Annotated in this window: 18 protein-coding genes; 5 read left to right on the top strand and 13 right to left on the bottom strand. The window is 64.6% G+C overall.

Annotated features, from left to right (window positions below; translation table 11 throughout):
• Positions 1-134: 134 nt before the first annotated feature.
• The 6 genes from purD to prmA all read right to left on the bottom strand — a co-directional run bounded on the left by purD (position 135) and on the right by prmA (position 7162).
• Positions 135-1430, bottom strand: coding sequence for a phosphoribosylamine--glycine ligase (gene purD, locus AC1TXO_RS23755; RefSeq protein WP_486403988.1), 1296 nt, complete (start codon positions 1428-1430; stop codon positions 135-137).
• A gap of 146 nt (positions 1431-1576) precedes the next feature.
• Positions 1577-3184 carry a bifunctional phosphoribosylaminoimidazolecarboxamide formyltransferase/IMP cyclohydrolase gene (purH, locus tag AC1TXO_RS23750; RefSeq protein WP_486403987.1) on the bottom strand — a complete coding sequence of 536 codons (1608 nt, stop codon included), beginning with the start codon at positions 3182-3184 and terminating at the stop codon, positions 1577-1579.
• A gap of 80 nt (positions 3185-3264) precedes the next feature.
• A complete protein-coding gene (gene fis, locus AC1TXO_RS23745; protein ID WP_029614158.1) occupies positions 3265-3585 on the bottom strand; it encodes a DNA-binding transcriptional regulator Fis in 321 nt (106 codons plus the stop codon).
• Complete coding sequence (gene dusB, locus AC1TXO_RS23740) at positions 3582-4595, bottom strand: tRNA dihydrouridine synthase DusB (protein WP_486403986.1); 1014 nt, start codon at positions 4593-4595, stop codon at positions 3582-3584. The genes fis and dusB overlap by 4 nt, the downstream gene beginning before the upstream one ends.
• 167 nt (positions 4596-4762) lie before the next feature.
• On the bottom strand, positions 4763-6097 hold the full coding sequence (locus AC1TXO_RS23735; RefSeq protein WP_486403985.1) for a DUF3426 domain-containing protein: 1335 nt from the start codon (positions 6095-6097) through the stop codon (positions 4763-4765).
• Between the two features lie 186 nt (positions 6098-6283).
• Entirely contained in the window at positions 6284-7162 is an 879-nt protein-coding gene (gene prmA / locus AC1TXO_RS23730; protein ID WP_486403984.1) for a 50S ribosomal protein L11 methyltransferase, read from the bottom strand.
• A 225-nt stretch (positions 7163-7387) separates the two neighbouring features.
• Here prmA and AC1TXO_RS23725 point away from each other — a divergent pair, with 225 nt between their 5' ends.
• The gene (locus tag AC1TXO_RS23725; RefSeq protein ID WP_486403472.1) at positions 7388-8719 is read left to right on the top strand and encodes an IS4 family transposase; all 1332 of its coding nucleotides are present in this window, start codon (positions 7388-7390) and stop codon (positions 8717-8719) included.
• Positions 8720-8767: 48 nt separating this feature from the next.
• On the opposite strand, the gene accC is transcribed toward AC1TXO_RS23725, so the two are convergent.
• The 6 genes from accC to AC1TXO_RS23695 all read right to left on the bottom strand — a co-directional run bounded on the left by accC (position 8768) and on the right by AC1TXO_RS23695 (position 17025).
• Positions 8768-10123, bottom strand: a complete 1356-nt coding sequence (gene accC / locus AC1TXO_RS23720) for an acetyl-CoA carboxylase biotin carboxylase subunit (protein WP_486403983.1) — start codon at positions 10121-10123, stop codon at positions 8768-8770.
• A gap of 17 nt (positions 10124-10140) precedes the next feature.
• A complete protein-coding gene (gene accB / locus AC1TXO_RS23715; protein WP_486403982.1) occupies positions 10141-10599 on the bottom strand; it encodes an acetyl-CoA carboxylase biotin carboxyl carrier protein in 459 nt (152 codons plus the stop codon).
• 109 nt (positions 10600-10708) lie between these two features.
• Positions 10709-11161 (bottom strand): type II 3-dehydroquinate dehydratase, encoded by a 453-nt coding sequence (aroQ, locus tag AC1TXO_RS23710; protein ID WP_054894203.1) that lies wholly within the window; start codon positions 11159-11161, stop codon positions 10709-10711.
• A gap of 179 nt (positions 11162-11340) precedes the next feature.
• Positions 11341-13107 (bottom strand): protein-disulfide reductase DsbD, encoded by a 1767-nt coding sequence (locus AC1TXO_RS23705; protein WP_486403981.1) that lies wholly within the window; start codon positions 13105-13107, stop codon positions 11341-11343.
• Positions 13108-13245: 138 nt separating this feature from the next.
• Positions 13246-14025, bottom strand: a complete 780-nt coding sequence (locus AC1TXO_RS23700; protein WP_486406896.1) for a methyl-accepting chemotaxis protein — start codon at positions 14023-14025, stop codon at positions 13246-13248.
• Positions 14026-15408: 1383 nt separating this feature from the next.
• Positions 15409-17025 (bottom strand): diguanylate cyclase, encoded by a 1617-nt coding sequence (locus AC1TXO_RS23695; RefSeq protein WP_486403980.1) that lies wholly within the window; start codon positions 17023-17025, stop codon positions 15409-15411.
• A gap of 250 nt (positions 17026-17275) precedes the next feature.
• On the opposite strand from AC1TXO_RS23695, the gene AC1TXO_RS23690 reads away from it, so the two are divergent.
• The 4 genes from AC1TXO_RS23690 to speA all read left to right on the top strand — a co-directional run bounded on the left by AC1TXO_RS23690 (position 17276) and on the right by speA (position 21522).
• Positions 17276-18343: a DUF2333 family protein gene (locus AC1TXO_RS23690; RefSeq protein ID WP_486403979.1), complete on the top strand. Its 1068-nt coding sequence runs from the start codon at positions 17276-17278 to the stop codon at positions 18341-18343.
• The gene (locus AC1TXO_RS23685) at positions 18340-18873 is read left to right on the top strand and encodes an NUDIX hydrolase (protein ID WP_486403978.1); all 534 of its coding nucleotides are present in this window, start codon (positions 18340-18342) and stop codon (positions 18871-18873) included. Before AC1TXO_RS23690 ends, AC1TXO_RS23685 begins: the two co-directional genes overlap by 4 nt.
• A gap of 209 nt (positions 18874-19082) precedes the next feature.
• Positions 19083-19454 (top strand): translation initiation factor Sui1, encoded by a 372-nt coding sequence (locus AC1TXO_RS23680; RefSeq protein WP_486403977.1) that lies wholly within the window; start codon positions 19083-19085, stop codon positions 19452-19454.
• 154 nt (positions 19455-19608) lie between these two features.
• Entirely contained in the window at positions 19609-21522 is a 1914-nt protein-coding gene (gene speA / locus AC1TXO_RS23675) for an arginine decarboxylase (RefSeq protein ID WP_486403976.1), read from the top strand.
• A 42-nt stretch (positions 21523-21564) separates the two neighbouring features.
• On the opposite strand, the gene AC1TXO_RS23670 is transcribed toward speA, so the two are convergent.
• Complete coding sequence (locus AC1TXO_RS23670; RefSeq protein ID WP_486403975.1) at positions 21565-22902, bottom strand: MATE family efflux transporter; 1338 nt, start codon at positions 22900-22902, stop codon at positions 21565-21567.
• Positions 22903-23086 lie beyond the last annotated feature (184 nt).

The raw sequence follows: 23086 nt of genomic DNA, 5'->3' as shown, positions 1-23086 counted from the left end.
ACGAGATCCTTTCTTGGCTGATAAGCCGGACAACAACTATGCGCGGCGTGCCGCGCCGAAGGCAAGGCCCCGATGGGGCCCTGGCGACGAGCCGCAGGCCGCGCGCCAGGGCACGGCAGCCTGCAGGTCGCAGTTTACTGCTGGTGTTCACCGCGCTCGCGGGCGATGGCCCGGTAGCCGATGTCGGTCCGGTAGAAGCTACCGTTCCAGCTGACTTCCCTGGCCAGGCGGTAGGCCTGCTGCTGGGCGTCGGCAACGGTGCTGCCCATGGCAGTGGCGCACAGGACGCGTCCACCATTGGTAGTCACCTGGCCGTCCTTGAGCGAAGTGCCGGCATGGAACACCTTGCCTTCGATCTTCGCTGCAGCGTCCAGGCCGCTGATCACGTCGCCCTTGGCGTAGTCGCCAGGGTAACCGCCGGCTGCCAGCACCACACCCAGGCTCGGACGTGGATCCCACTGCGCTTCGACCTTGTCCAGGGCCTTGGCGAATGCGGCCTCGACCAGCAGTACCAGGCTCGACTCCAGGCGCAGCATGACCGGCTGCGTTTCCGGGTCGCCGAAACGGCAGTTGAACTCGATGACCTTGGGGTTGCCCGCCTTGTCGATCATCAGGCCCGCGTAGAGGAAACCGGTGTAGACGTTGCCTTCCTCGGCCATGCCGCGCACGGTCGGCCAGATCACCTGGTCCATCACGCGCTGGTGCACTTCGGCGGTGACCACCGGGGCTGGCGAGTAGGCGCCCATGCCGCCGGTGTTCGGGCCGGTGTCTTTATCGCCGACACGTTTGTGGTCCTGGCTGGTGGCCATCGGCAGCACGTTGTGGCCATCGACCATGACGATGAAGCTGGCTTCCTCGCCGTCGAGGAACTCTTCGATCACCACGCGCGACCCGGCGTCACCGAAGGCGTTGCCGGCGAGCATGTCGCGCACGGCGTCTTCGGCTTCCTGCAGGGTCATGGCAACGATCACGCCCTTGCCTGCGGCCAGGCCGTCGGCCTTGATCACGATCGGTGCGCCTTTCTCGCGCAGGTAGGCCAGCGCCGGCTCGATCTCGGTGAAGTTCTGGTAGTCGGCGGTCGGGATCTTGTGGCGAGCCAGGAAATCCTTGGTGAAGGCCTTGGAGCCTTCGAGCTGGGCTGCACCCTTGGTCGGGCCGAAGCAATCCAGGCCACGGCTGCGGAACAGGTCGACCACACCAATGACCAGCGGCGCTTCAGGGCCGACGATGGTCAGGTCGACGTTCTTCTCGGCGAAGTCGGCCAGTTGCTCGAGGGCGCAGACGTCGATGGCGACGTTCTCGCACTTGGCCTCGATGGCGGTACCGGCGTTACCCGGCGCGACGAAGACTTTCTCGACGCGTGGGTCCTGGGCGACTTTCCAGGCCAGGGCGTGTTCACGGCCGCCGCTGCCGATGATCAAAACTTTCATGTCAAAACCTCGATTCAGGTGATCCCGTGGCTGGCGCAGATCGTGTGGGAGCGGGCTTGCCCGCGAATGCGGCGGTGATTGCACCATCGTATTCGCGGGCAAGCCCGCTCCCACAGGGACGCTGCCAGTCTCGAGATCCGCGTGGATTAGTGGCGGAAGTGGCGCATACCGGTGAACACCATCGCAATGCCCGCCTCGTCGGCGGCAGCGATGACTTCTGCATCGCGCATCGAACCACCCGGCTGGATCACGGCGCTGATGCCCACCTTGGCGGCGTTGTCGATGCCGTCGCGGAACGGGAAGAAGGCGTCCGACGCCATGACCGCACCCTGCACCTGCAGGCCAGCATGCTCCGCCTTGATTGCAGCGATGCGAGCGGAGTTGACGCGGCTCATCTGGCCAGCGCCGACACCGATGGTCTGGCGGTTCCTGGCATAGACGATGGCGTTGGACTTGACGAACTTGGCCACTTTCCAGGCGAATACCAGGTCGTGGATCTCTTGCTCGGACGGCGCGCGCTGGGTCACGACCTTCAGGTCGTCGGCGCCAATCATGCCGATATCGCGGCTCTGCACCAGCAGGCCACCGTTGACGCGCTTGTAGTCCCAACCGGCGGCACGCTCGGCAGGCCATTCGCCACACTCGAGCAGGCGCACGTTCTGCTTGGCCGCGACCACGTCACGGGCAGCCTGGGAGATTTTCGGTGCAATGATCACTTCGACGAACTGACGCTCGACGATGGCCTTGGCGGTCTCGCCGTCGAGTTCGCGGTTGAAGGCGATGATGCCGCCGAACGCCGACTCGGTGTCGGTGGCGTAGGCCAGGTCGTAGGCCTTGCGGATGCCGCCTTCGTTTTCCGGTACCACCGCCACGCCGCACGGGTTGGCGTGCTTGACGATGACGCAGGCCGGCTTGACGAAGCTCTTCACGCACTCAAGCGCGGCGTCGGTGTCGGCCACGTTGTTGAACGACAGCTCCTTGCCCTGCAGCTGGATGGCGGTGGAGATGCTGGCTTCGCCCTTCTTCGCTTCGACGTAGAACGCCGCGCTCTGGTGCGGGTTCTCGCCGTAGCGCATTTCCTGGGCCTTGACGAACTGGCTGTTGAAGGTGCGCGGGAACTCGCTGCGGCCTTCGGTCGACAGGGTGTCCCTGGACTGGTCGATGCTGCCCATGTAGTTGGCGATCATGCCGTCGTAGGCAGCGGTGTGCTCGAAGGCCTTGAGCATCAGGTCGAAGCGCTGGGCGTAGGTCAGGCCGCCGGCCTTGAGGCCTTCGACGATGCCGGCGTAGTCGCTGGCGTTGACCACGATGGCGACGTCCTTGTGGTTCTTCGCCGCCGAACGGACCATGGTCGGGCCGCCGATGTCGATGTTCTCGATGGCGGTCGGCAGGTCGCAGCCTGGCTTGCTGATGGTGGCTTCGAACGGATACAGGTTGACCGCGACCAGGTCGATCGGCTTGATGCCGTGCTCGTTCATGATGGCGTCGTCGGTGCCGCGACGGCCGAGGATGCCGCCGTGGATCTTCGGATGCAGGGTCTTGACCCGGCCGTCCATCATTTCGGCGAAGCCGGTGTAGTCGGCCACTTCCACCGCGTTCACGCCGTTATCCTTGAGCAGCTTGTAGGTGCCGCCGGTGGACAGGATCTCGACACCGAGCTGTTGCAGCTCACGGGCGAACTCGAGGATACCGGTCTTGTCGGAGACGCTGATCAGGGCGCGGCGGATCGGCAGGCGGGTAGTCTGGTCGGTCATTTCGGATTCCATAACGCGGTGGAGTCAGCAAAAAAGGCGCCTCTTTCAACGGAGCCGCCTTTTCTGATTGGGATTCTGGCTTACAACAGGTCGTACTGCTTGAGCTTCTTGCGCAAGGTGCCGCGGTTGAGCCCGAGCATCTCGCTGGCCTTGGTCTGGTTGCCCTTGACGTGGTTCATCACGCTTTCGAGCAGCGGTGCCTCGACTTCCGAGAGCACCAGGTTGTACACGTCCGTGACGGTGGCGCCTTCCAGGTGGGCGAAATAGTTGTGCAGTGCCTTCTCGACGCTGTCGCGCAGGGTCTGGCCCTCTTCGCTCGGCGTGTTCAGGTGCTGCTTGAGGTTGGCGTTGTCGCTCACGGGCGTTGTTCCACTCACTAATGTCTCGGTCATCATCGTCATGCGGCCACCCCTTGTCCGTCCTCTGTCTCAAGGCTCTGTCGACGTTCGGCGAAAAACGCCCGAACGTTGGCGCACTGCGCTTGGGTATCTTCCAAGGCATTGAAGCGGGCGCGAAACTCCCTGCCGCCCGTGCGTGTTGCCAGGTACCAGCCCACGTGCTTGCGGGCGATACGTACGCCCATCACATCGCCATAGAAGGCATGCAGCGCGGCAAGGTGCTCCAGCAGAATGCGTTCCACTTCATCCAGCCCGGGGGCCGGAAGATGCTCGCCTGTCCGCAGGAAATGCTCGATCTCGCGGAAGATCCACGGCCGCCCCTGGGCGGCACGGCCGATCAGCAGGCCGTCGGCCCCGGTGGCATCCAGCACCGCCCGGGCCTTTTCCGGCGACGTGATGTCGCCGTTGGCGAACACCGGGATCGACACCGCCTGCTTGATCGCAGCGATGGTGTCGTACTCGGCTTCACCGGTGTACAGGTCGGCGCGTGTGCGGCCATGCACCGCCAGCGCCTGGATTCCGGCCTGCTCAGCGATCTTCGCCACGTTCAGGCCATTCTTGTTCGAGCGGTCCCACCCGGTGCGAATCTTCAGGGTGACCGGCACATCGACCGAACCGACCACTGCCTCGAGGATTTCAGCGACCAGCGCTTCATCTCTCAATAAAGCAGAGCCTGCAGCCTTGTTGCAGACTTTTTTTGCCGGACAGCCCATGTTGATATCGATGATCTGGGCACCGGATTCGACGTTGGCCCGCGCTGCCGCGGCCAGCATCTGCGCATCGCCGCCGGCGATCTGTACCGAGCGCGGCTCGGGATCGCCTTCGTGGATGCGGCGCAGGCGCGATTTGCGGCTGTTCCACAGGTTCATGTCGCTGGTGACCATCTCCGACACCACCATGCCCGCCCCCAGGCGTTTGCAAAGCGTGCGAAAAGGCTGGTCCGTGACCCCGGCCATGGGCGCGAGGATCAGGTTGTTCTGCAGTGTATATGGGCCGATGCGTACCGCCGACATAGGTGTTCCCTGTTGTGGGGCCGGATCATTGGAGTTCGAAAAAGGGATGGCATGATACCCGCTCTCGGTGACCGGATAAAGATGGAACTGGATAAAATCTGAGCAGTTGTGAGCTTATAGCCACCGGCTACAAGCGCACGGCCGCAGGTCCCGTCGTGCAGCTGCCGTTATTCCGGCGAACGGAAGCTCAGGCTGTAGTTCACTGCCTTCGGTCCGGGGTCGAGGATGTCCAGGGCGATGTGGATGGGGGTCTGGCTGGGCATCTCGCCGCGCCCGGCCAGCTCGCCTGACAGGTACTCGCTGGGCTTGAAGCGACGACTGGCGATCAACTGGCCGTTGAGGTCGGCGAAGCGCAGCTCCAGCAAGGGGAAGGGTTGGCTGAAGGACGCGCGGTTGTAGATGATCGCATCGACGATCAGTGCGCCCTTGAAGTCCGGATGGCTGCGCACCACCAGGTTGCTGCTCTTGATCCGGGCGATGTCGACCCGGGTGGGCACCTGGCAGCCGAGCGAAGGGCACAGTTGTTGGAACAGCGGTCGGTAGCGGTCATGACGCGCCATCTCGTCGAAATGGTAGTAGACGTACTGGAAGGCCAGCAGGCCGGCGGCGATCAGTGCCAGCACGCCCCAGAGCAGGCGCCTGCCCCAGTTCGGGGCGGGTTTTTGCCAGTCCAGTTGCAGCGGGTCGTCGACGACATCGACCAGCGGCTCCTTGCGTGGACGCGCAGGCTTGCTCGCCAGCACCGGTTCCAGCCGTTCGTCGGCATGGTCTTCATCGTCCTGGTCGTCGCGTGCCGACATGCCCATGTCCGCCACATCGTCGTCGCGAGCCGAGAGACCTTTTTCCGGGCGGGGTTCGTCACGATTCGACAGCGGCAGCTCGTGCGGTTCGTCGGGTTTGCCGAGGGCGTGCCCGGCAGTGTCGTCATCGTCGAGGTCGAGTGCCTGCCCGAGGCTCGGTTCGGTACGGTCCTGTGCAACGGGCGCCAGGTCGAGCGGTTCCTGCTCGATCAGTACAGGGGCCGGTGTCGACTCGGATACCTGTTCGGGACGATCATCGGTCGCGGTACCGAAGGGTACGTCAGCGTGGGGTTCGAGGTGCTGGTCGTCACGGCGCGCCTGCAGCGAGTCGTCAGGCTGGGCGCTTCGACGCTCGGACAACGGGCTGCGGCGCTCCAGGCGTGCCAGTTCCTGGTCCAGGTCCATGGCGTCCAGCGTGGCAGCCCAGTCATCCTGGGCTGGCGTTGGCGGTTCGACGGCCGGTTCCTGCACTTGAGGCGTTACCGGTACTACCGGCACCGGTGTGGCTGGCGTTTCGACAGGTGTCGCGGTAGCGGGCTGTACAGCGCCGCCCTGGCTCTGCTCGAGCAACTGCCGGGCGGCATTGAACACCTGCAGGCAGTGGCCGCAACGCACCACCCCGCGGGCCACGCTCAACTGGTGATGCGTGATGCGAAAGCGGGTCTGGCAATGCGGGCACTGGGTGACGAAACTGTCGGTCATGCGGCGGTCCGGGTGTTGTGCAGGGGTTGAGTCCAGGTTGACACTAGGCTCTGCGTGAAAAGCCTTGATACTCGTTCATGCTGCGTTGAAAACAGCCTCGGAATGCTCATTTACAACCCGTAAACTCCGCTTCCTCGGCTGTTTTCGCCTTGCCTGACCTTCGTCTCAAGACTTTTCACACAGACCCTAGCGGCGACGGCCACTGATGCGTACCCAGCCGTCACGCACGACGATCGGGTCCAGGTCGAAATCGGCAGTATAGGCTGCAGCCACTTCCTCGCCCTGTTCGGCGAGGATGCCCGACAGCGCCAGCAGGCCGCCAGGGCGCACCAGGCCGGACAGTTGCGGCGCCAGCGAGACCAGCGGGCCGGCCAGGATATTGGCGACCAGCACGTCGGCCTGCATGGCCGGCATGTGCTCGGGCAGGTACAGCGCCAGCTTCTGGTCGGCGATGCCGTTGCGCTGGGCGTTGTCCCGCGAGGCTTCGATGGCCTGCACGTCGATGTCGGTACCTACGGCCTCACGGGCGCCCAGCAGCAGGGCGGCGATGGCGAGGATGCCCGAGCCGCAGCCGAAGTCCAGCACCTGGGTGCCTTCGAGTTGCTGGCCGTCGAGCCATTCCAGGCACAGTGCGGTGGTCGGATGGGTGCCGGTGCCGAAGGCCAGGCCCGGGTCGAGCAGCAGGTTGACGGCGTCTTTCTCCGGGGCCTCGTGCCAGCTCGGCACGATCCACAGGCGCTGGCCGAAGCGCATCGGCTGGAAGCCGTCCATCCAGCTGCGTTCCCAATCCTGGTCCTCGATCACCTCGGCCTGGTGCTCGGGAAGCTCCGCGCCAGTCAGCAGTTGCAGGTGCGCGAACACCGCCTCGGGTTCGGCATCGGCCTCGAACAGGGCCAGCAGGTGGGTGTGCGACCACAGCGGGGTGGTGTTGAGGTCCGGTTCGAAGATCGGCTGGTCTTCTGCGTCCATGAACGTGACCGAGACCGCACCCACTTCGAGCAGGGCGTCTTCGTAGGTTTCGGCTTGTTCCGGGCTGATGGCCAGGCGTACTTGCAGCCAGGGCATGGCGGGCACCTTTGGTAAATCGACAGGGGCAGCCCGAGGCTGCGCGAAAGGGCGTCAGTTTACGCGACTGCGTGGGGTTTGTAGAGCAGGGCTGGAGAAGGGCGGGTCTTGTGCAGGGCAATAAAAAACCCCGGCGCAGGGCCGTAATGCTGTTCACTTAAGCATTTGAGTCCAAGCCGGGGTTTCTAGAAAATCCGATACCAGCCCTCTGGTATCGGATTTTTTATGCCCATTCAGCAGCAGTTGCTCGACCTCGGCGATCTCTTCAACTTCTCTGACCTCAGCACTTTTACCCAGAACATCCCTGTTGAGTGGGTTGCCAGTGCGCTTAATCTTTCGACACAAGCCACCATCCGGAGGCGCCGCTTGCCGAGCGATCAGGTGCTTTGGTTGGTGCTGGGCATGGCCTTGTTCCGTGATGAACCTGTGCACGAGGTGGCCAGACGCCTGAATATCTGTGCCCAAGGATTGGCTTCTGATCAGTTGTTAGCGCGCAGCGGCGTGACTGAGGCGCGTAAACGGCTGGGTGCCGACCCAGTCGAGTCGCTGTTCCGCCAGACTGCCAAGCAGTGGGGCTGCGAGCGATACGAAGGTGATGACTGGGGTGGCCTACAAGTGTTCGCGGTGGACGGCGCATTGATGCGAACGCCTGACTCACCTGAGTTGCGAGAGCATTTTGGCTCAGGCAACACCGGCACCGAGCGCCAGACACCGTTCCCGATGCTGCGCCTCGTTGCGCTGATGAATGTGCGCTCCCATGTGATCCTCGACGCCCAGCTCAGTCCTTACCGGGGCAGCGAAATGCGCCTGGCCGAAAGCTTCCTCGGGCAGATTCCAGATGACTCGATCACGTTATTCGATAAGGGCTTTTGGGGTGCCGACCTGCTATTGAGCGTCGCTGAAGGGGGTATAAATCGTCACTGGTTGACGCCGGCTCGCAAGAATCTGGTCATGGAAGAAGTTGAGCGTTATGGCGAGCACGACCGGCGTGTTCGCATGAAGGTCTCCCCCCAGGCTCGCAAACGAAACCCGGATTTGCCCACGCACTGGGAAGTGCGTGAAGTCACTTATGAAAGCCAGGGGCACGTCAGATCGCTGCTCACCTCATTGCCTGCCGACCGTTACAGCGCAGACGCGGTAGCCGAGCTGTACCTGGAGCGCTGGGAGATCGAGCTAGGTTTCCGGGACATCAAAAGCTCCATGCAACAGAATGCCGTGACGCTGCGCAGCAAGAAAATCGAGCTGATCTATCAGGAGGTCTGGGGACTCTTGCTGGCTTACAACATCATCCGTCGGGAGGCTAGCCAAGCGGCTGTAGCCTTTGGCCGAACGCCTTCTGACATACGTTTCAAGCCGGCCTGCCAGTACATCGCCGTGCAGTTGATCGTCATGGCTGCGGCCAATCCGGTATCGGCTACAGGTAGAAGGTTGGCTGAGATGCGGGGAGGTGTCGCGGGGATGTTTCTGGATCACCGCCCAAGGCCAGGGCGGCCAAGGACGGTGAAGATTTCCAAAACCCGGTATCCGGTGGACCGTAAGGCTGTTCCGCTTAAGTGAACAGCATTACGGCGCAGGGCCGGGGTTTTGTGCATCACGCTAACGCGATCACTCCTGGTTGGCCAGTTTGTGCTCGAGGTAGTGGATGTTGACGCCGCCTTTGCAGAAACCTTCGTCGCGCACCAGTTCGCGGTGCAGCGGCACGTTGGTCTTGATCCCGTCGACGACGATCTCGTCGAGCGCATTGCGCATGCGCGCCATGGCTTCGTCGCGATCCTTGCCGTAGGTGATCAGCTTGCCGATCAGCGAGTCGTAGTTCGGCGGAACCGAATAGCCGCTGTACAGGTGCGAATCGACCCGCACGCCATTGCCGCCCGGAGCGTGGAAGTGCTTGACGGTACCTGGGCTCGGGATGAACTTCTTCGGGTCTTCGGCGTTGATCCGGCACTCCAGCGAGTGACCGCGGATCACCACGTCTTCCTGGCGGAACGACAGCTTGTTGCCAGCGGCGATGCTGAGCATCTCCTTGACGATGTCGATGCCGGTGACCATCTCCGAGACCGGGTGCTCGACCTGGACGCGGGTGTTCATCTCGATGAAGTAGAAGCGGCCGTTCTCGTACAGGAACTCGAAGGTACCCGCACCGCGGTAGCCGATCTCGACGCACGCATCGACGCAACGCTTGAACACTTCCTGGCGGGCCTTCTCGTCGATGCCCGGTGCCGGCGCTTCTTCCAGTACCTTCTGGTGACGGCGCTGCAGCGAGCAGTCGCGGTCGCCCAGGTGCACGGCGTTGCCCTGGCCGTCGGACAGTACCTGCACTTCCACGTGGCGTGGGTTGGTGAGGAACTTCTCCAGGTAGACCATCGGGTTGCCGAACGCAGCACCGGCTTCGGTACGGGTCAGCTTGGCCGAGGCGATCAGGTCTTCTTCCTTGTGCACAACGCGCATGCCGCGACCACCGCCGCCGCCGGCGGCCTTGATGATCACCGGATAACCGACTTCACGGGCGATGGCCAGTGCAGTCTCTTCGTCTTCCGGCAGCGGGCCGTCGGAGCCCGGTACGGTCGGCACGCCCGACTTGATCATGGCGTCCTTGGCCGACACCTTGTCGCCCATCAGGCGGATGGTGTCGGCTTTCGGGCCGATGAAGGCGAAACCGGATTTCTCCACCTGCTCGGCGAAGTCGGCGTTCTCGGCGAGGAAGCCGTAGCCCGGGTGAATGGCGGTGGCGCCAGTCACTTCGGCGGCAGCGATGATCGCCGGGATGTGCAGGTAGGACTCTTTCGACGGTGCCGGGCCGATGCAGACCGATTCGTCTGCCAGACCCAGGTGCATCAGTTCGCGGTCAGCGGTGGAGTGGACCGCGACGGTCTTGATGCCCAGCTCTTTGCAGGCACGCAGGATCCGCAGGGCAATTTCCCCACGGTTGGCGATCAGGACTTTTTCGAGCTTCCCAGACATCGTTGGCTCTCCGCGATTCAAACGATGGTGAACAGCGGCTGGTCGAACTCAACCGGCTGACCGTCTTCCACCAGGATGGCGTCGATGACACCGCCGATATCGGCTTCGATGTGGTTCATCATCTTCATTGCTTCGACGATGCACAGGGTCTCGCCCTTTTTCACCGACTGACCGACTTCAGCGAAGTTCGGCGAGGTCGGCGACGGCTTGCGGTAGAAGGTACCGACCATCGGCGAGCGGATCACGGTGCCCTTGAGGGCGGGTGCTGCAGCTTCGGCAGCCGGTGCGGCGGCAGCGACAGGCGCGGCGGCAACGGGTGCGGCAACTGGGGCCGGGGCTGCGAAGTACTGGGCGCCGGCAGGTTGCTTGCTGTTACGGCTGATGCGGACGGACTCTTCGCCTTCCTTGATCTCCAGTTCGTCGATGCCGGACTCTTCCAGCAGTTCGATCAGCTTTTTGACTTTACGGATATCCATTAATCAGCAACTCCCAAGGTTCGGTCGGGGACTTAATTATCAAAACGTGTCGAAAACGTTTCTTCGTAGTGTTTCGAGGCCCAGGTCATCAGGCCTGGGCCTTGCGTCATCAGGGCTGTGCGTTGGCAGCCAGGTGTTCCAGTGCAGACTCCAGGGCCAGCCGGTAACCGCTGGCGCCCAGGCCGCAGATCACGCCCACAGCCACATCGGAGAAGTAGGAGTGATGACGGAACGGTTCACGCTTGTGCACGTTGGACAGGTGCACTTCGATGAATGGGATGCTCACTGCGAGCAATGCGTCACGTAATGCGACGCTGGTGTGGGTGAAAGCGGCCGGATTGATCAGGATGAAGTCCACGCCTTCGTTGCGTGCGGCATGGATGCGGTCGATCAGTTCGTACTCGGCATTGCTCTGCAGGTACTGCAGATGGTGGCCGGCGGCGCGGGCGCGCTGCTCGAGGTCCTGGTTGATCTGGGCGAGGGTGACGGCGCCGTAGACCCCTGGCTCGCGAGTGCCGAGCAGGTTGAGGTTGGGGCCGTGCAGCACCAGTAGGGTGGCCATCTGCGGTTTCCTTGGTTTTGTAGGGCAATTCGACATAGCGCGGCGACTATGCCGCAAGAGACTAGCGAGTGTCCAGTTCCCGGCAATAGCCAGCACGATGTCCGAGGTTCGCGCAAAGTATGTGACCGGAAGGAGTGCTCCGGTCACTGTGTCGGAGAAATTTCCCGGTGCGCGGGAAGTTATAGCCCGAGTTTGCTGCGCGTGCGCGTCAGAATCTTCGCAAAATCTTCGGCATTTACCTCGCCCACCACCCGATCAGCGGTCATTTCGCTGCCGTTCGCAGCAAAGAACAACAGTGCGGGCGGGCCGAACAGCTGGTAGCGGTCGAGCAGGCTGCGTTGTTCGGCAGTGCTGTCGGTGATGTCGAAGCGCAACAGCTTGAACCCCACCAGCCCTGACTGCACTGCTGGCGCGGTGAGCACTTCATGCTCGATCACCTTGCAACTGATGCACCAGTCGGCGTACCAGTCCAGCAGCACCGGTTGCCCCGCGGCCTTGGCCTGGGCCAGTGCGGCGTCGAGCGCGACGGGGGGCGTGACGGTCTGCCAGGCGCCGGCCTGCGAAGTGCCCGGGGACGAGGCGCTGGCAACCGGACCGGGCAATGGCCGCAGCGGGTCGCCCTGGCCGCCCAGTGCGCCATACCAGCAGGCCAGCGCATAGACGAGGCAGAACAGGCCCAGCAGTTGGCTGAGCCGCTGGCGCGGAGTCTTGACCACGAACTCCAGGGCGCCAAGGAACAGCGCCACCCCTGCCGCCAGCAGGCCGACCAGCACCAGAGTCACCGGCCCTGGCAGCACACGGCTGAGCAGGCCGATGGCCACACCCAGCAGCAGTACGCCGATCACGTTCTTCACCGTGTTCATCCACGGTCCGCTCCTGGGCAGCCAGGCTGCACCGCCGGTCGCCACCAGCAACAGCGGTGCGCCCATGCCCAGCCCGAGCGCGAACAGTTTCAGTGCACCCCCCAGGGCATCACCGCTGGCGCTGATGTACAGCAGCGCACCCGCCAGGGGCGCCGAGACGCAGGGCGATACCAGCAGGCTGGAGAGCACGCCCAGCACTGCCGCGCCCAGTAGCGAACCGCCGCGGGTATTGCTGGCGAGGCGATCCAGGCGCTGGCTCAGCGCTTGCGGCAGCTTGAGTTCGAACAGGCCGAACATCGCCAGCGCGAACAGCCCGAAGAACAGCGCGAAGGGCACCAGCACCCAGGCCGATTGCAAGCGCGCCTGCAGGTTGAGGCTGGCACCGAACAGGCCCATCAGCGCACCGAGCGCCGCGAAGCTCGCAGCCATCGGCAGCACGTAGGCCAGCGACAGGCTGAAGCCGCGCCAGCCACCGACCTGCCCGCGCAGCACCACACCGGAAAGAATCGGCAGCATCGGCAGCACGCAAGGGGTGAAGGTCAGGCCCAGCCCTGCGAGGAAGAACAGCAGCAGTGCCCGCCAGTCCCAGCCCTGGTCGGTAGCCGTGGACGCGCTGGTGCCTTCGCCGGGTATCGCCAGCCGTGCGGTCTCCGGTGGGTAGCACAGGCCCTTGTCGGCGCACCCCTGGTAGCCGACCAGCAGGGTGAATGCCCGCGGGTCGGTGCGTGGCACCTCGATGTCGACGATGCCGTGATAGACCTCGACATCGCCGAAGAACTCGTCGTGCTTGGCCTCGCCCTGGGGAATCTTCGCAGCGCCGAGGGTGATCTCGGCAGGCTCGCTGTGGAACTGGAAGCGATGGCGGTAGAGGTAGTAGCCCTCGGTGGCGACGAAGCGCAGCTTGATCGACTGGGCGTCAGCCTGGATCAGGTCGAGCTTGAACGCCTCGTGGACCGGCAGGAAGTCGGCACTGTTGGACAACGACGCTGAGCCGAGGGTGGCGCTGGGCCGGTTGTCCAGCAGGCCCGAGGCGAAGGCGGGGCTGGCCAGCAGCAGGAACAGCAGGAAAAACAGGCGGCGCATGGCGGACTCGCAAGGTGGAACACGCCCGGCATGATAGCGGAGTTGACTGGAGGCGGGGATGACAGGTGGTCGCAGGTCCAGGTGCTTGCACGCCTGGCGCCTTCGCGGGCAAGCCCGCGAAAGGGCTCGACCTGTCGATCACACCCTGAAAGCCCCCACCGCCGTGTTCAGCTCACCACCGAGCTGCAGCAACTGCTCACCCTGCTCGCGCCCTTCGCCGATGCGCTGCAGGTTGTCCTCCCCAAGGGCATGGATCCGCTCGCTGTGGTCGCGTATCTCGCTCACCGCACCGCTCTGCTGGGCGGTGACATCGGCAATTCTCACTGCGGTATCGGAGATGGTGCGAATGGCGTTGACGATCTCATCCAGCGCGCCATCGGCTGCCTGGGCCTGATTGGCGGTGGCCTCGGCGTGTTCGAGCTGGGTCCGCATGCCGTCCACCGACTGGCGCGCCGCCTGCTGCAGGCGGTCGATCAGCGCCTGGATCTCGCCGGTGGCACCGGTGGTACGCTGGGCCAGCGAACGTACCTCGTCGGCGACCACGGCAAAGCCGCGGCCCATTTCGCCAGCGCGCGCCGCTTCGATGGCGGCGTTGAGCGCCAGCAGGTTGGTCTGCTCGGCGATCGAGCGGATCACCGTCAGCACGCCGCCGATGGTCGCCGATTCCTCGGCGAGCTGTTCGATCAGTTGCGCGTTGCCCTGCACCTCGTCGACCAGGGCGCGCAGGCCCGAGAGGCTCTGTCCGATCACCGTCTGCCCGTGCTCCACGGCGCGCCCGGCGTCGCGGCTGGCATCGGCGGCCGAACTGGCATCGCCGGCCACCTGCTGGATGGTTGCTTCCAGCTCGCCCAGCGCATCGCGGATCTGTGCGGTGTCGCCGGCCTGGCGCTCGGCTCCGTCGTGCAGCGCGGTGCTCATGCCGGCCAGGGCGTGGCTGCTGCCAGCCACCTGCTCGGCATTGTGGCGGATGGTGCCGACCAGGGTCACCAGGTACTGGCGCAGGCGGTTGAGCGATTCCTGGATGTCGTGCAGCTCGAGGTTGGTCTTGCCCAGCGCGACAGGTTGGGCGAAGTCGCCCTCGGCCCAGCGCGACAGCGCTGGCGCCAGGCTGGTGAGGGTGCGCGCCAGGCGCCGCTGCAGGGTGTCGATGAGCAGGGCGATCAGCAGGATCAGGCCGATCATCAGGCCCTGGATGATCCGCACCTCACCGGCAATCTTTGCGTGCTGGCCGCGTACTTCCGGCTCGAGGCCGGCGATGGCCTTCTGCACGGCGTCGAGGCGTTCGCTGGTGCTGGCGGCCAGGGCGGCGCGGCGCTCGATCTGCTCGCGGGTGCGCTGCAGCTCGGCGGGGTAGCGTCCGAGCAAGCTCTGCAGTTCACGCTTGAGGCCGACCGCGACGTCCTCCTGCTGCTCGCTGCCCTGGCTCTGCAGGCCCATCATCGCGGCGAAGTCATCGGCGTTGGATTCGGCTGCGCGGGTCACGCCCAGCAGCGGCAGGCTGTCGATGGTCTGCGCCTGGGTGCGGATCTGCTGCAGCTCGCGCTCCACTTCGTCGGCCAGCTCCGCCCGCCCGCTGCTGACCAGCTTGTCGCGGGCGAGCGCCAGGCGGCCCAGGTGCAGCGAGGCATCCATCAACGGCGCCAGGTAGCGGCCGGCTTCGGCGCTGCCGCTGTCACGGGCATAGCCGGCCAGCTGTTCCAGATTGGCGCCCAGCTCGCGCTCGGCCTGCAGCAGCAGGGCCTGGGGGTCGCCCGCCAGCTTGCCGGCAGCCAGCAGTTCGTTGGCGGTGAAGCCCTGCAGGCTGTCCAGGCTGGGGCGCAGCTTGGCGGCGAGGTCGTCCGGCCAGGCCTCGAGCGCACTGTGCAACTGTTTGTTGGCCTCCATGGCCGAGGCGTGACGCAGGGCGTCGCCGCTGGCCAGGTAGGCCTGGATGTTGCCGGCGGCGTCGTTCTGGAACTGCTGGGACAGCCCCAGGTAGCGCTCCATCATCTGGTAGGGGCGCTCCAGGGCGCGTTGCGACCACCACAGGGTCGCGCCCAGGGCGAAGCACACGGTCACCAGCAATAGGGTGTTGAAATTGGTCAGCCACTTCAGGCGCATAGCCGCGAACTTCCTGCGGGAATGGAGAGGTAGGTGCCTGAAGTTATTGCGGTTTTGTGACGAGGTGATGACGACGGCGGGTTGGCGCCATAAAAAAGTGGCAGAGTGCCGGTATTGGCGACGGCCCTATCTCGGGGCAAGTCGCAGCGGCGAACCGCCGCTCCCACAGGACAAACGCCAGTTGCTCACCAGGTTGTCAGGTCAGGATTCGACCCTCACCACGCAATTACGCCCAGCATGCTTGGCCCGGTACAGCGCCTCGTCGGCGGCGCTGGCCATGGTCAGCGCATCCAGCGCTTCGTCGAGCTGCACCACGCCGGCGCTGAAGGTGCACTGCAGGTCGTGTGGCTGGGCGGGGTAGTGGATCTCGGCGAAGCGTCGGCGGATCTCGTCGAGCACCTTGTGCGCCGCCTCCAGCCCGGTGTCGGGCATGACGATGGCGAACTCCTCGCCGCCATAGCGGCCGATGAAGTCGGTCTTGCGCAGGCGCTGCTTGAGAAACAGCGCCAGGCTCTTGATCACCCGGTCGCCCATGGGGTGGCCGTGGCGGTCGTTGATCTTCTTGAAGTGGTCGATGTCGAGCATGGCGAAGCTCAGCGGCTGGGTTTCGCGTCGGGCGCGGAAGCTGCAGTCTTCGAGCAACTGGAGGATGTGGGTGTGGTTGTACAGCCCGGTCAGGCTGTCGCGCACCATGCGTGCCTTGAGGTGACGGGCACGCGCGGCGCGGTTGCGCACGGTGGTCACCAGGTGACGGGCACGGATCGGCTTGGTGAGAAAATCGTCGCCACCCTCGCTCATGGCATCGAGCTGCTTGTCCAGGTCGTCCTCGGCCGACAGGTAGATGATCGGCACGCTGACGTAGCGATCGTTGTGGCGGATCACCTTGGCCAGTTCCGTGCCGGTGCAGTCGGGCATGTACATGTCGAGGATGATCAGGTCGGGCTGGAAATCGGCCAGCTCGGCCATGGTGCGTATCGGTTCGGTCAGGGTGCGGGTGATGATTCCGGCGCCGTTGAGCAGACGTTCGGTATGCATGGCCTGGGCCCGCGAGTCGTCGATGATCAGCACGCGGAATGGATCATAGTGCGTGGCGCTGGTCAGCAGCTCGACCTTCTCCAGCAGGCTGGAAGCTTCCAGGGTGCCGGTGAGGAACTCCTGCCCCCCGGCGCGCACGGCGGCCAGGCGGGTCGGGGTATCGGTTTCGTGCAGGCTGAAGAACAGTAGCGGGATGTGCTGGTCCAGACCCTGCTGGGCTTCGGCGGCCAGTTGCAGGCCCCGGCCCGGGCCGCTGAAATCGACATCCATGACGATGGCCGAGGGCAGGCGCTCGTTCATCGAGGCGCGGAAGGCAGCGGCACTGGGCAGTGCCTGCACGCCCAGGCCGAAGAACTCCAGCTGCTGGGCCAGGCGCTCGGCGCGCTCGTGGTCCTGCAGCAGGATGTACACCGGCTTGCGCAGGGGCGGCAGGGGCACCTCGTCGAGCCGGTCGCCCTTGCGCAGGCCGGTGCGCGACAGGCGTTGCATCAGGCGATTGAGCTCACCGATCAGTTCGGAGTTCAGGCGTGTGCCATTGCTTTCGACAGCCTGCAACGCTCGACCGATGGCCATCGACAGCGTGCAGTGTTCGGGCTGCTCGAAACGCTCGGCATAGCGTTGCAGCCGCAGGTTGGCCTCGCTCAGTTCGCCAAGCCCTGCGCTCGACCATTCACCGCGCTGCAGGCGCTGCCAGGTCTCGAGCATCTGTCGGGCCTGGTGGATGACCCGCTGGGCGAAGTGCTGCTTCAAGCGCTCGTGGTTGGGCTCGGCTGGCTGGGTCATGTCCTGACTGCTTATTGGAGGTTGGTATGCAGGTGCGATGATGGCTCTATGCTAGCAGCTCTTTTCCTGCACGCGAGTGCCATGGGTCAACAAAGCGTTTCGGGCTGAATATTCAGTTCCTGACCTATTGGTCGCTTATGCGTATGGCGGCGTCTGCTTTATAGTGCCGGGATACGGGCTTGCCGTGGCACCCTGGCCGAGGCCTGTGGTCCAAGCCCCTGAACCGTCATGATTGATTAAGGACAACGCCATGCTGGACTGGAAGAATCGTGAGGCCAAGGCCGAGCGCCGCGAGCGCACCGACGGCCGTGGCGCCGCCACCCGCAGCTATTTCGGCGGCCTCTGGAGCCGTGCCCTGGGTACCCTGATCGGCCTGTACCTGCTGGTGTGCATCGGCCTTGGCTGGTACTGGAGCGAAGAGCCGGACCTGTTCCCGGTCCAGCAGAGCGCCCAGGCGGCAGCCGAGCGCAACGGCCAGCAGATGGTGGTTGGCTATACCACCATCGAGACCCTCAAGACCGTCGCCGGGACGCTGCTCGACAAGCCGGGCGGCTACATCTCCAACGACCGCTTCCCGCCTGGGCTGTGGATGGACAACATGCCGAGCTGGGAATACGGCGTGCTGGTCCAGGTCCGCGACCTGTCGCGTGCGCTGCGCAAGGACTTCGCCCGCTCCCAGTCGCAGTCGACCGAAGACGCCGACCTGGCCAAGGCCGAGCCGCGCTTCAACTTCGACAACAAGAGCTGGATCCTGCCGTCGAGCGAGTCGGAGTTCGAGGAGGGCATCAAGTCGCTCAATCGTTACCAGACGCGTCTGGCCGCCGGCGACCAGGGTGCGATCTTCTATACCCGCGCCGACAACCTGAACAACTGGCTGGGCGACGTCGCCACGCGTCTGGGGTCGTTGTCCCAGCGCCTGTCGGCCAGCGTCGGCCGGGTCAAGCTCAACAGCAACCTGAAGACCGAAACCGTACAGGCCGGCCAGGCGCCGCAGGTCGACGAGGAAATCGTCGAGACGCCATGGCTGCAGATCGACAACGTGTTCTACGAAGCGCGCGGCCAGGCCTGGGCGCTCTCGCACCTGTTGCGTGCCATCGAGGTCGACTTCGCCGACGTGCTGGCCAAGAAGAACGCCACCGTCAGCGTGCGTCAGATCATCCGTGAGCTGGAAGCCTCGCAGGAGCCGCTGTGGAGCCCGATGGTGCTCAATGGCAGCGGCTTCGGCATGTGGGCCAACCATTCGCTGGTCATGGCCAACTACATTTCCCGGGCCAACGCCGCAGTCATCGACCTGCGCCAGCTGCTTTCCCAGGGATGACCATCAACCCCGCCGAGGTCGCGCACCGCGCGGCCTCCGACGCCGAGCTGGTGGCCTGGGTCGACGAGCAGGACCAATACCTCGGCGCCCTGGCGCGCGCAGAGTTGCGCGAGCGGGGGTTGATCGGGCGCTGCACCTTCATCCTGCTGTTCAATAGCCAGGGCGAGCTGTGCGTGCACCGGCGCACCTTGAGCAAGGCGCTGTATCCCGGGTACTGGGATGTGGCCGCCGGGGGCATGGTCGGGGCGCATGAAGAATACGCCGAGTCCGCCGCGCGTGAGCTGGAAGAGGAACTGGGGATCGCCGGCGTCACGCTAAGGTTTCATGAAAAGTTCTACTTCGACCAGCCGGGCAACCGGCTGTGGTGCGCGGTGTTCTCGGCAGTGTCCGATGCGCCGCTGCGGTTGCAGCCTGAAGAGGTGATCGAGGCGCGGTTCGTCAGCGTGGCGCAGGCAGAGGCCGAGAGCCGCGAGAAGGACTACTGCCCGGATTCGCTGGCTGCGTTGCAGCGCTACAAGGCGAGCCTGTAGCCGCCAGCGCTCCCCCACGTCGCAAAACATTCGCAAAATGCCGCAATCCAGTACTTAGCAAGGCAGGAATTTATCGTTACACTGCGCGCCCTTTTCGGGCTGTCGCAACACCTGCGACAGTAGCGCCGCCCCTGCCAGAGTGGGGCTTCGCGGTCGGTCCAGTCCCCCTGCGGTCCGACCAGTTTTTGTCCTCAGCAAGAGGAACAAAAGTGGCCAAGAAAGCTTCTTCCTTCTCCGCCCTCGGCGGTCTCGTATTTTCCACCGACGCTGGTCGGCATTGCCCCGACTGCAGCCAGCCGGTGGACGCCTGCGTCTGCAAGCAGCAGCTCATCCCCGAAGGCGATGGCATCGCCCGGGTGCGCCGTGAAAGCAAAGGGCGTGGCGGCAAGACCGTTACCACCATCACCGGCGTGCCGCTGCCGCTGGAGCAGCTCAAGGACCTTGCCAGCACGCTCAAGCGCCGCTGTGGCACCGGTGGCGCCCTCAAGGATGGCGTCATCGAGATCCAGGGCGATCACGTCGAGCTGTTGCTCGCCGAGCTGCTCAAGCAGGGCTACAAGGCGAAGAAATCCGGCGGCTGAAGCGGCCGGCAGGAATTTTCGCCAGGTGCTTTCTAAACTCGTTTCCGTTGGCAGGGTCTACCCACCGAAGACGGACGAATCGTCATTTTCAGCTTCTACACTGCGCCCGCACCCACTGCGAGGCAGTGTCCTGACTTATCTATAGGGGACTTGAATGTCCGTACGACGCACACGCAAAGACGATGGCAGCCAATGGACCGTGGCCGACAGCCGCAGTGTTTACGGTATCCGCCATTGGGGCGCGGGTTATTTCGCGATCAATGAAGCCGGGCGTGTCGAAGTGCGCCCCAACGGCCCCGACAGCGCGCCGATCGACCTCTTCGAGCAGGTCGACGAGCTGCGCCAGAGCGGCCTGTCGCTGCCATTGCTGGTGCGCTTCCCGGACATTCTGCAGGACCGCGTGCGTCAGTTGACCGGTGCTTTCGACGCCAACATCGCGCGCCTGGAATACCAGAGCCAGTACACCGCCCTGTACCCGATCAAGGTCAACCAGCAGGAAGCGGTGGTCGAGAACATCATCGCCACGCAAAACGTCTCCATCGGCCTTGAGGCCGGCTCCAAGCCCGAGCTGCTGGCCGTGCTGGCGCTGGCGCCCAAGGGCGGCACCATCGTCTGCAACGGTTACAAGGACCGCGAGTTCATTCGCCTGGCGCTGATGGGGCAGAAACTCGGCCACAACGTGTTCATCGTCATCGAGAAGGAATCCGAGGTCGCCCTGGTGATCGAGGAAGCCGCCGAGCTCAAGGTCAAGCCGCAGGTCGGCCTGCGCGTGCGCCTGTCGTCGCTGGCTTCGAGCAAGTGGGCCGACACCGGGGGCGAGAAGTCCAAGTTCGGTCTGTCGGCGGCCCAGTTGCTGTCGGTGGTCAGCCGCTTCCGTGATGCCGGCCTCGACCAGGGTATCCGCCTGCTGCACTTCCACATGGGTTCGCAGATCGCCAACCTGGCCGACTACCAGCACGGTTTCAAGGAAGCCATCCGGTATTACGGCGAGCTGCGCGGCCTGGGGCTGCCGGTCGATCACATCGACGTCGGGGGCGGTCTGGGCGTCGACTATGACGGTACCCACTCGCGCAATGCCAGCTCGATCAACTACGACATGGACGACTATGCCGGCGTGGTGGTGGGGATGCTCAAGGAGTTCTGCGATGCGCAGGGCCTGCCGCACCCGCACATCTTCTCCGAGAGCGGCCGCTCGCTGACCGCGCACCACGCCATGCTGGTGATCCAGGTCACCGACGTCGAGAGCCACAACGACGAAGTGCCGACCATCGAGAACAAGGAAGCGCTGCCCGAGACCGTGCAGTGGCTGGCCGACCTGCTCGGCCCGACCGACATCGAGATGGTCACCGAGACCTACTGGCGCGCCACCCACTACATGGGTGACGTGGCCGCGCAGTATGCCGACGGCAAGATCAGCCTGTCGGAGAAGGCCCTGGCCGAGCAGTGCTACTTCGCTGTGTGCCGCCGCCTGCACAACTCGCTCAAGGCTCGCCAGCGCTCGCATCGCCAGGTGCTGGACGAACTCAACGACAAGCTGGCCGACAAGTACATCTGCAACTTCTCGGTGTTCCAGAGCCTGCCCGACACCTGGGCCATCGGCCAGGTGCTGCCGATCATCCCGCTGCATCGCCTGGACGAAGAACCGCTGCGCCGTGCGGTGCTGCAGGACCTGACCTGCGACTCGGACGGCAAGATCAACCAGTACGTCGACGAGCAGAGCATCGAGACCAGCATGCCGGTGCATTCGGTACGTGAAGGCGAGGACTACCTGCTGGGCGTGTTCCTGGTCGGCGCCTACCAGGAGATCCTCGGCGACATGCACAACCTGTTCGGCGACACCGACTCGGTGAACATCTACCAGAATGCCGATGGCAGCGTGTATCACGCCGGCATCGAGACCCACGACACCATCGAGGACATGCTGCGCTACGTGCACCTGTCGCCGGAGGAGTTGATGACCCACTACCGCGACAAGGTCGCCAGCGCCAAGATCAGCGCCCGCGAACGCACCCAGTTCCTGGATGCGCTGCGTCTGGGCCTGACCCGCTCTTCGTACCTGTCGTCGTGATCGGCGGGCCGCTCCTGCAAGATTTGCAGGAGCGGCCCTGCTTCAACCGATCCATGCTCCCCGCTGTTGCAACCTCCACCCCACCCACCCCAGCGTCACCGCGCGCAATCCCATGAATCCGAGAAACGCCAGCCACAGTCCATGGTTGCCGAATCCTCGCAGGGCGAACGCCAGCGGCAACGCGATCGCCACCGATACCAGCATCGCGTTGCGCATTTCCCGGGCGCGCGTCGCGCCGATGAACAGGCCATCCAGCAGATAGCTCCACACCGCGACCAATGGCAGCAGCGCCAGGTATGGCAGGTAGGGATAGGCCGCGTCACGCACGCTTTGAATGTCGGTCTGCAGGTCGATGAACAGGTGCCCGCCCAGCAGGAACAGTCCGGCAAAGACCAGGCTGACGATCAGCGACCAGCCACAGGCCACCACCAGCGACCGCCGCAGGGTATCGCGCTGCCGTGCGCCGATGGCATGCCCGCACAGGGCCTCCACCGCATGCGCCAGGCCATCCAGGGCGTAGGCCGTCAGCAGCAGGCCGTTGAGCAGCAGCGCATTGGCCGCCACTGTCGCCTCGCCCAGGCGTGCGCCCTGCACGGTAATCAGCAGGAACACCAGTTGCAGTGCGAGGCTGCGCAGAAAGATATCGCGGTTGACCGACAACAGTGGCCGCCAGGCCTGCCAGCGCTTCAGCGCAGCCCAGGCAATGCGCCCCGGATAGGCTCGCAGTGCCGGACGGGTCAGGGCCAGGCCTAGCAGGGCCGCGCTCCACTCGGCGATCACCGAGGCCCGCGCCGAGCCGATCACGCCCCAGTCCAGCCCCAGCACGAACCACAGGTTGAGGGCGATGTTCAGCAGGTTGGTGGTCAGCAGGATCGCCAGCGGCGCCCGTGCATTCTGGGTACCGAGGAACCAGCCGACCAGGGCGTAGGTGGCCAGCGCTGCCGGCAGCCCGAGCAGACGGGTATGGAAGAAGTCTTCGGTGGCGCTGTGCAGTGCTTCACCGGGTTGCATCATGTGCAGCGCGAACTGGCTGAACGGCAGGGCGAGCAGACCGATCAGCGCGGCGAAGGCCAGCGCCAGCAGCAACCCCTGTACCAGCACCTGGCGCAGCGCGGCACCGTCGGCACGCCCGGCCGCCTGGGCGGCGAAGCCGGTCGAACCCATGCGCAGGAAACCCATCAGCCCGACCATGAAAGTGAACAGCGTCGCGCCCACCGCAACCGCGCCGAGCTGGTGGGCGTGCGGCAGGTGACCGATGACCGTGCTGTCGACCAGAGCCACCAGCGGCACCGAGATATTGGAGAGGATCATCGGTGCGGCCAGGGCCCAGACCTTGCGGTGGGTGAGGAGGTGGTGCCAGTCGGCGAGCAGTGAGGGCATGCGGGTGAGCTTATCCTGTGGAGCGGGCTTGCCCGCGAGGGGGCGCACGGCGGCCCCGGTTTTCGGCTGGCGGCCATTGTAGCGGCCAGGCAACCAATCCGTGCGAACGCGGTCTCATTTGCCAGCCCATCGCAGGTTGCCTGGCTGACGATGCGCTATAGTTTCTGCCCTCACCACCCTGCTG

It is taken from the genome of Pseudomonas sp. FA117 (assembly GCF_057370475.1).
Note: the sequence above shows the minus strand (reverse complement) of the source record. Positions and strands in the feature narration are given on the sequence as shown.